The sequence below is a fragment of the Gemmatimonadota bacterium genome, assembly GCA_009838845.1.
In the GTDB taxonomy this organism is placed as follows: Bacteria; Latescibacterota; UBA2968; order UBA2968; family UBA2968; genus VXRD01.
Genome location: VXRD01000087.1, coordinates 1 through 8,262, shown reverse-complemented (window position 1 = coordinate 8,262; position 8,262 = coordinate 1). Strand labels below are relative to the sequence as shown.

The following is an 8,262-nucleotide window of genomic DNA, read 5'->3' as shown; positions in this document are numbered from 1 at the left end:
CTATTCGTCTATTCGTCTATTCGTCTATTCGTCTATTCGTCTATTCGCGCTTTTCTCGTCTATTCGTCTATTCGTCTATTCGCACATCCGGCCGGTCGTGTACGCCGGGAGACGCCAAAATCCGCTTCTGTTGCTCGGTCAACCCCTCATAAACCGAACCATCGTACCCCTTTGGCGCAGAAATCAAATGCCCCGGACCGTATTTGTAAAGCAACACCCTGCGCTCGTGATCTGCCCGCCACGGCAATGTACCGTGCACCAGAGCCTCAGTAAAAAAAATCGCATCCCCCGCCTTTGCCTCTGGCTGAACAACATAGTGCGGAACCCGCTCAAACCGCTGCACATCGCGCGGCAAATCCATCCTGAAATTGCTCTTGTGGCTGCCCCGGACACAGGCAAATCCCCCATCCCCCGCATTGGCGTCCGACAACACATACGTCAACACCGACAAACCACACTGCATCACGCCATCTCGATACCTGTAATAATGGTGAAACAAATTCGGCTGACCGCCGTGCAAACTGCCTCGCCTCCCATTCTTCAGCATAAAAATGGCATAATCGTGATCCAGGCGGAACTTCGGTCCCAGCAAGTCAACGAGATAAGGCAACACTTTGGGATGATCGATTAAATCCCGACACGCCACATCCCAATCCACAATACTCGGTGCGCGGCGCACACCTTTAGCATTGCCAAATTCATCATCTGCCTCCACATCCCCGTAATCCCTGGGAAACGCTCTATCTGCCACCGCATTGAGCACATCCAATTCCTCGCGGCTCAACACATCTTTAATCACCAGATACCCGTCGAGATCAAACATAAACTTTTCTTCTGGGGTCATATCGCATACTCCTATCGATAGGGCAATGGCCTGGGATCGAGCCATTCAACAACTCGATCTTTAATCGCCCATGCAAAAAAGAAATTTCCGCGCGGCGTGTGATGCCCGATATAATACGGTTCCAAAAACGCCTGCACATCCCCCCGATATGTCGCGTACTCCTCCCGAAAAGCGTCGCGCAAATCGATCACCGGCACATCCTTTGTCGCCAACCAATCCAAAAACGTCTGGTCAAAAAGCGGCTCACCTTCTAATGCCCGAGCTATATTACTCGAACCAAATGACAAAACAACCAGCAACTTTTTCCCATTGGCCTTCGTAAATGCCTCTGCCCTTTCAATCACAAACCGCGTCGCAAACAAAGCCGCCTCGGTATGCAAGCTATAAACCTCGGCATCCGATCCCGCATTCTCGAGTTCTCCCCCCATACTTTGCGCCATAGCCGACGCATCTTCCGCACTGCCTCTACGCGCCATAACCGCATGCAAAATCGGATCATCGCCAAAAGTCTCCCACACCCAATCCGCATCGCACAGCCGATAGAGTTCCTCGGGCGTCTTGCACAAATTCTCGCGCTCTTCCACAGTACCACTTTCCAGATCCACGCGCAAATGCGGCAGCGTAAACCGCCCCTGCCTTCCCATGCGAATGGACCGCCAGGCGTCCAAATTTCGAAAGTGATCGTCATCCCACACATTCAAAATCACGTACTCGGCGGGATATTCCCTCTCCACAATCAACATTCGCCGATACGCCTGATACACACTGTGCCCACCAACGCCGTAATTGCGAATAGGCTCCAGCAAATGCGCGGCCAAATACTCCTGCCACGTCTCCCCATTGCTCACCTGATCGCAATGCGTAAAACTATTCCCATACGTATGAATGCGACACGGGCGATCCGCATAATTGACCACTTGCCGCGCACCGTCTTTCTCATAAGCGTAAAACCCGCGCGAATCATCCACACCACCCCCGCGAAACCCATCGCAAACCACCCATCCGATCTCCGGATCAAACGCCGACTGTGCATTATTACACATAATCCGCGCCAACTCCGCTGGCACATCTGCCTTCGCAGGCGTCACAAAATGATCCACCATCTCGCGCGTTGGCATAATCGACTCCAAATATTCGCGTCCTGTCATCGTGTGTTCCCTTCGTCTCTCTCGTCTCGCTTCCTGATCAACCGGGCCGGTGTGCCTCCAACCACCGAATACGGCTCCACATCGCGCGTCACAACCGCGCCCGCGCCCACAATACTGTGCGCGCCAATGCGCACCCCGCCAATAACCACGGCATTGGCACCAAACCACACATCATCCTCCACGACAATCTCCCGCTTTTGCACCCTTTGTTGCACCATCGGAATATCGATTCGACCGTACCCATGTCCCACACTCGCAAAAACCACATGTGCCGCCACCGCCACATAATTGCCAATGGTCAAAGGCCCGTACAACACGCTATACGGCGCAAAATGCGTATGGCTACCAATATCGATCCACGCGCCACAGGGATTCACAAAAACCCCATTGTGAAACGCCACATCATCGCCAACACGCACCAATTCTGGATGTCGGATATCGACCAGCGGATCAAAGTGAACCGACTCTCCAATCGCCTTAAATACCGATCTGTCTATTTCTAACATAAGTGTTCCCCTCCACACACAGATTAATCAATTACAGGACGTGATGCAATGGTATTTGCCCCTGCATAAAGCCCGAGTGAAATTCACCACTACCTTCTTTTAAAGTTCTTCATACCACGCGCTATTGCCGGATAATCTCTATTGTCTGAGGAAGATTGCCTACCTATATTTCGGCATTGCCGCGCCTCATATCACAGTAATTACACGAGGTTTTTATGAAGTTTCTGATATTTTTGTTTTTAGCGCCTGCAACCCTGTCTGCCGCTGTGCTCAGCGGCCAGGTGCGCGATGAGAAAACCGGGGAATCGCTGTTCGGCGCAAATGTTTATTTGGAAACGCACGCGGGGGGAACAGCCACAGACCTCGATGGAAATTTTGCGATACCCAATGTCAGCGAGGGTAGCCACACGCTCGTCATCAGCTTTGTGGGCTATAAGGAATATCGCAATACCGTCACAGTAAAAGAGGGGATGGGTGCGTTGGTTGTGGCGCTAATGCCCGAAGCCGTGCAGTTTGAAGAAGTCGTTGTGAGCGCGCCGCGCGCCAAATTGCGCGAAACGCCCATTGCGTTCTCCGATGTGCCAAAATCCGATATAGATCGCAAACTCGGCTCTCGCAGTCTGCCGATGCTTTTGAACGATACGCCGGGCGTTTATGCGACCGAGCAAGGCGGTGGCGATGGCGATTCGCGCATCAATGTGCGGGGATTTGACCAGCGCAACATCGCCGTCATGGTCAATGGCGTGCCAGTCAACAATATGGAAACCGGGTGGGTCTATTGGGTTGACTGGGATGTTCTCAGCGATGTGACGTCGTCCATACAGGTGCAGCGCGGATTGGGTGCCTCAAATTTGGCGATAGCCTCAGTGGGGGGCACGCTGAATATTATTACCGATGCCGCCCGTCAACAGCGCGGTTTTAAGATCAAACAGGAAGCCGCGACCAGTGCCTATTACAAAACCACGGTCAATTTTTCATCGGGCTTACTCAATAAAAAAACCGCGATGAGCATGGGCATTTCACGCAAAGTTGGCAATGGCATACCCGATCAAACGTGGACAGAAGGGTGGGCGTATTTCGGAGCGTTGAGCTTTTTGGCCTCTGAAACACACAAATTCGAGTTGTTTGTCGTGGGTACGCCGCAACGCCACGGGCACCGCCTGTTCAAGCAACCCATTGGCACTTTTGATGCCGATTACGCGCGGTCTTTGGGCACTGGCGCAACAGAAGCGAAAAATTACGGGGTCAATTACAATCCCAACTGGGGATATTCGCCGTTTTCATCTTATCGGGAATTTTTTAACGGCAAGGTGCGCGACGCGCGCGACAATGCGACCATTATGGAACGCGAGAACTACTATCACAAAACACAAGCCAATTTGAACTGGTATTGGATACCCAACGATCGGTTTGTTTTGTCCAATGTCTTTTATTGGGCGCGCGGCAAGGGCGGAGGCCTGGGGCGCCTGGGCGTCAATCCGGGAACCAGGGCAGACGGCAGCATCGACTGGCAGCACGCAGTAGATGAGTTGAACACGGAACCCGCATCGCGAGCCAATCCCGACCTGGTGCTTGCAGGCGAGGTCGAAGCCTTTGAGATTGCGGCAAAGACCATTATGCGAAACACGGGCAGCCTGCAATACTATTACGGATATTTGGGCACGGGCGAATACGCGCTAACGCCTGCCTATAAGCTCGCCTTTGGCATTGACTTGCGCGGCTATGAGGGGCAGCACTGGCGCGAAGTGCGAAATTTGATCGGGGCAGATTATTACGTTTTTACAGGAGACAGCAATGCCGCGACTTCTGTTAAACGCCTTGGAGACAGGATCGCATATCACACCGATGGTCTGACGCGCTGGGGAGGCGGATTTATTCAAATCGAAAGGCAAATGAACGACTTTACGGCATTTTTGAGCACATCGGCATCCATAACAGCGTATAAGCGCATCGACTATTTTCGCGCCAGGATCAATGGAGAATGGGATCAGACAGATTGGAAAAGCTTTGGAGGCTATACGCTCAAGGCGGGGGGCAATTACAATATGACTCCTACGGTCAATGTGTATGCCAATATGGGCTGGCTTTCAACAGCACCCAAATTTGGATCGGTTTATCACTATGACAACAGCCTCTACGACCCCACATTCAATGAAAAAGTGGCGTCTTTTGAGTTGGGCGCAGGCTACCTCAAACGCGGGGTGATAACCGGAAACGCAAACTTCTATTACACCAGATGGATCGACCGCTCGTGGCCCAAGAGCGTTTACAGCGCAAAGCTCGACCAGAACTTCCGGTTTTTGCTCAGCGGCATTGACGCGCGGCACACAGGTATAGAGTTCGACTTCAAGGCGCGCCCCCATCCCAAGTTGGAGATGCGCAGCATGGTCTCACTCGGCAACTGGGAATGGCTCAACGATGCGCGCGCCACATTTTTTCTCGAAGAAGACCCATTGGTTGCAGACACGTTTCAAGTCTATGCCAATGGATTGAAGGTAGGCGACTCGGCGCAAAAAACCCTTGCGCTGAGCAGTACGGTATTTCCCATGCGCGGGCTTTACACCACGCTGAGCTTGAGGCGATTTATGGATCACTACGCCAAATTCGATCCCGCCAACCGAACAGATCCCGATGACCGCCAGCAATCGTGGAAAGTGCCAAATTATAATTTGGCTGATCTCCACGCGGGTTATATCCTGCCCGGCAATACATTTGGCAATGGCAAAGTAAAACTGCAATTGCACATCTTCAATTTGTTCGACGCGCGCTATATTTCCGATGCAGACGATGGCGACAACCACGACGCCTCAACCGCGCTCGTCTTCCTCGGTCTGTCCCGCCGCTGGAATATTTCGTTATCCTACGATTATTAATGAGCCAGATGCTCATCAAGGGCGGCGCTCAGTCGCCGAAAGACCTGGGGAAATTCAGCGGTGACATCGTCCCTCTCATTGCGCTGTAGATCGAACAGCAACTGGGGACGCTCGCGCTGAAGGCGCTCCGTCTCGTCGGACGGCACATGCATCGGTTCGAAAACATCACCCCCAATGCGCTTTGCCGGATCATAGCCGCGAACCAGCTTGAAACGCCCGTCGAAGACCATGCGCCAGGCACTCAGACCGGAAAACACCAGGTCTCGATGCCTGCGCGCGCGGGCACCGAGATAATTGACAAGAGAACGGCTATCGAGATCATCACCGGGATCCAAACCGCCCCACTCGATGAAACTGGCGGTCAGATCCAGCGTCGTCATCGGCGCGTCGGCGCGTCCGGAAGCCTCCACGCCCGGCCCAGCGATCACCAGCGGAACCCCCACCGACGCCTGCAGAGGCGACAACTTCTGCCACTGGTCGTAATCGCCAAGCATCTCGCCATGGTCGCTGGTAAACACAATGATCGTGTTGTCGAGATCACCCCTCGCATGCACCCGCGCGACGAGACGCCCGAGGCAAGAATCGAGATGTTCGACAGTAGCCGCCCAGTTGCGACGCACCTCCTGGTGCGTCTCGGGCGCAATATCCTCGGTATTGAACACGGGAAGAGGAAACTCGACGGACGGCTCGCGGTACCATCGGTGCATCGACTCGGTGATATCCCACGGATGATGGGGATTCTGCAGATTTACCTCCAAATACCACGGCCTGTCGTCAGGCACCCGATCCAGAAGGGTAAGCGCATTATTGGTAATCCAGGTATCGAAATACGCATCGTCGGGAAGTGTCGTCGGGAAAGTAGCCGTCCACACACCTTCCCGGCTTCGGCGCGCGTAATCGGCAATATGCTCCTCTGCCAGACCGCGCGCGTGCAAAAACGCCATGTACGCATCCTGAGGCACCATCTCGTTGTTGCGCATCAAAATAGTCGCCTGATTCAGCCCAGCATTGAAAATGGCGTCAGAAAATCCCCATGCCTCCATGCCCTGACCCCCATCGACACCGCAGTGGAACACAGGTGGGCTCCCCGATTGGTTATTGCCCACATGGTGTTTGCCTGCGCCCATAACATAGTATCCGGCCTCGTCGCGCAGGCGCAGGTGGTACTTGAGCATATTATCGGGCGCATAAGTGCTATTGCCCCAAACGCGCGTGCGATCGTATTCCTGCCCGGCCACCAGGCAGGCGCGCGACGGGGCGCAAACAGGCGACGGGCAGATTGCGTTGGCAAGCCAGACACCGCGTTCGGCGAGCTGCCTCAGATGCGGCGTACGCACCGGAATATCGGGATTCATCTCGACCCACTCAGGCCGCTGCTGATCCGTCTGGACAAAAAGTATGTTGGGACGTTTGTCCGACATGCGTGTTCACCTTTTCTTTTTACCATAACGCTTCTCTACCAAACGTCTCAATATGGAACTGAATGGCAGATTTTACATCTGCCAATGCCTCTTCATAAGTATCTCCCTGCCCAACGACTACCCCCTTCAATCCGAGCGGATACCCCACATAACCATCGGCATATCTCTCAACGATAATTCTAAAATTTCTCACCATATCTTCCTTTATATTGCATCGAGAAATTCATCTACTGTTAATCCAGCCTTGCTAATCAGACTACGTAGCGTACCGCGTGCCACTTCTGAATGGTCTGGAATCGACAATGTTGCCCAGTGTCCATCTTTCACCATTATAATATGAGTACCTCGCTGGCGTACCACACGCCACCCCAATCTGCGAAAAGCACGGATTACATCACGAGGTCGAAGAACAGGGACTGGAGGCATCAAACTACCACTTCAACTTCGCGTGTTGTCACCGTCAAAGGCATTCCCGATTCAGCACGCACCTCTAAGCACTCTTTGATCGCTTCTAACACATTCTTCTCGGCTTCTTTCTCAGTCTTACCCTGGCTCACACACCCCGGAATTGACGGACATTCCGCGATATATACACCATCCTCATCTGTATAAATCGTGATCGTGAATTTCATCTGAATCTCCTATCTCTGTACCGTTGCAGCGTATTCCAAAATACCTTTTACGTCTTCAACTGTTAGTACCGGATATGCCTCCACAATTTCTTGGTGTGACATATTGCACGCGAGCAAGCCTAAAATATGTTCAACACTCAATCGCGTACCTTCAATAACCGGTTTCCCACCCAGAATACCTGGATCTGAAATAATTTCCCTCATGTCTTATCTCCTTCCGGATTTATTTTTTTTCACTTCTGCAAATGAAATTAAAAACGAGTAGTCCGGATTGTCTGGATAACCCAGGTGCCTTGCAAAATTAATTCCCGCCAGGTCCTTTTGCCAAATACCCTACAGGAACCAAACCCGCGCCGTGTATATCTTTCCAGCCAAGCAGCTTTAACAGTAACCTTTCAACGATTGTTTGCACTCTGTAAGTTTCATAGGATAGAATATCAATGTCGATTTCATTTGCGCTATGAACCAATGCATTTCTTGTGTTAAAAAAAGAGGGCCTCGCAACATCAGTGGGATATAAATCTTTCCACTCTACAGATTGTTCATTAAGTAATGAGTCAACTAAACTCCAAATAGAAGGCCGATCTAACTCATTAACTTTATCTATAATTGGTTTGTTAGATTTGGCATCTGGTAATTGGTCTCGGATTAATTTTCGGATACTGCGTAATATTTTATTTTTTTCGGAATTGTTAGAGAAGTTACTGTTGATATCGCGCTCTATCGCATACATATCTTTAAGTTCTTCAAGCACCATAAAGTACAAAATAAATTGTTGTTCAAGGTATTGAGCCCCATGCCCATGTAATACATTGATTATTGGTAAGAAGAGATCAAA

The 8,262-nt window shown here is 51.6% G+C and carries 9 protein-coding genes; 1 reads left to right on the top strand and 8 read right to left on the bottom strand.

The features are described from left to right. Nucleotides 1-67 precede the first annotated feature (67 nt). The 3 genes from F4Y39_11025 to F4Y39_11015 are packed head-to-tail and all read right to left on the bottom strand — an operon-like array spanning nucleotide 68 to nucleotide 2,498. The gene (locus F4Y39_11025) at nucleotides 68-844 is read right to left on the bottom strand and encodes a phytanoyl-CoA dioxygenase family protein (protein MYC14247.1); all 777 of its coding nucleotides are present in this window, start codon (nucleotides 842-844) and stop codon (nucleotides 68-70) included. Between the two features lie 11 nt (nucleotides 845-855). Beyond that, nucleotides 856-1,962, bottom strand: coding sequence for a hypothetical protein (locus F4Y39_11020; protein ID MYC14246.1), 1,107 nt, complete (start codon nucleotides 1,960-1,962; stop codon nucleotides 856-858). Nucleotides 1,963-1,988: 26 nt separating this feature from the next. Then, nucleotides 1,989-2,498 carry an acyltransferase gene (locus F4Y39_11015; GenBank protein ID MYC14245.1) on the bottom strand — a complete coding sequence of 170 codons (510 nt, stop codon included), beginning with the start codon at nucleotides 2,496-2,498 and terminating at the stop codon, nucleotides 1,989-1,991. Nucleotides 2,499-2,713: 215 nt separating this feature from the next. Between F4Y39_11015 and F4Y39_11010 the strand changes: the two genes are divergently transcribed. Beyond that, nucleotides 2,714-5,371, top strand: coding sequence for a TonB-dependent receptor (locus F4Y39_11010; protein MYC14244.1), 2,658 nt, complete (start codon nucleotides 2,714-2,716; stop codon nucleotides 5,369-5,371). On the opposite strand, the gene F4Y39_11005 is transcribed toward F4Y39_11010, so the two are convergent. Genes F4Y39_11005 through F4Y39_10985 form a run of 5 tightly spaced genes read right to left on the bottom strand, consistent with a single transcriptional unit; the run spans nucleotide 5,368 to nucleotide 7,628 of the window. Then, nucleotides 5,368-6,792 (bottom strand): sulfatase-like hydrolase/transferase, encoded by a 1,425-nt coding sequence (locus F4Y39_11005; protein ID MYC14243.1) that lies wholly within the window; start codon nucleotides 6,790-6,792, stop codon nucleotides 5,368-5,370. The two genes, F4Y39_11010 and F4Y39_11005, sit on opposite strands and share 4 nt — an antisense overlap. A gap of 19 nt (nucleotides 6,793-6,811) precedes the next feature. After that, nucleotides 6,812-6,985, bottom strand: a complete 174-nt coding sequence (locus tag F4Y39_11000; GenBank protein MYC14242.1) for a type II toxin-antitoxin system HicB family antitoxin — start codon at nucleotides 6,983-6,985, stop codon at nucleotides 6,812-6,814. An 11-nt stretch (nucleotides 6,986-6,996) separates the two neighbouring features. Continuing rightward, nucleotides 6,997-7,221, bottom strand: coding sequence for a type II toxin-antitoxin system HicA family toxin (locus tag F4Y39_10995; protein MYC14241.1), 225 nt, complete (start codon nucleotides 7,219-7,221; stop codon nucleotides 6,997-6,999). Then, nucleotides 7,218-7,424 (bottom strand): type II toxin-antitoxin system HicB family antitoxin, encoded by a 207-nt coding sequence (locus F4Y39_10990; protein MYC14240.1) that lies wholly within the window; start codon nucleotides 7,422-7,424, stop codon nucleotides 7,218-7,220. The genes F4Y39_10995 and F4Y39_10990 overlap by 4 nt, the downstream gene beginning before the upstream one ends. 9 nt (nucleotides 7,425-7,433) lie before the next feature. Further along, nucleotides 7,434-7,628 (bottom strand): DUF433 domain-containing protein, encoded by a 195-nt coding sequence (locus tag F4Y39_10985; GenBank protein MYC14239.1) that lies wholly within the window; start codon nucleotides 7,626-7,628, stop codon nucleotides 7,434-7,436. Nucleotides 7,629-8,262: the final 634 nt, after the last annotated feature.

Bases quoted from the DNA above. Each gene is read 5' to 3' on its own strand.
- F4Y39_11010 (MYC14244.1), top strand. From the start codon at position 2,714: ATGAAGTTTCTGATATTTTTGTTTTTAGCGCCTGCAACCCTGTCTGCC.
- F4Y39_10985 (MYC14239.1), bottom strand. From the start codon at position 7,628: ATGAGGGAAATTATTTCAGATCCAGGTATTCTGGGTGGGAAACCGGTT.
- F4Y39_11020 (MYC14246.1), bottom strand. From the start codon at position 1,962: ATGCCAACGCGCGAGATGGTGGATCATTTTGTGACGCCTGCGAAGGCA.
- F4Y39_11015 (MYC14245.1), bottom strand. From the start codon at position 2,498: ATGTTAGAAATAGACAGATCGGTATTTAAGGCGATTGGAGAGTCGGTT.
- F4Y39_11005 (MYC14243.1), bottom strand. From the start codon at position 6,792: ATGTCGGACAAACGTCCCAACATACTTTTTGTCCAGACGGATCAGCAG.
- F4Y39_10990 (MYC14240.1), bottom strand. From the start codon at position 7,424: ATGAAATTCACGATCACGATTTATACAGATGAGGATGGTGTATATATC.
- F4Y39_11025 (MYC14247.1), bottom strand. From the start codon at position 844: ATGACCCCAGAAGAAAAGTTTATGTTTGATCTCGACGGGTATCTGGTG.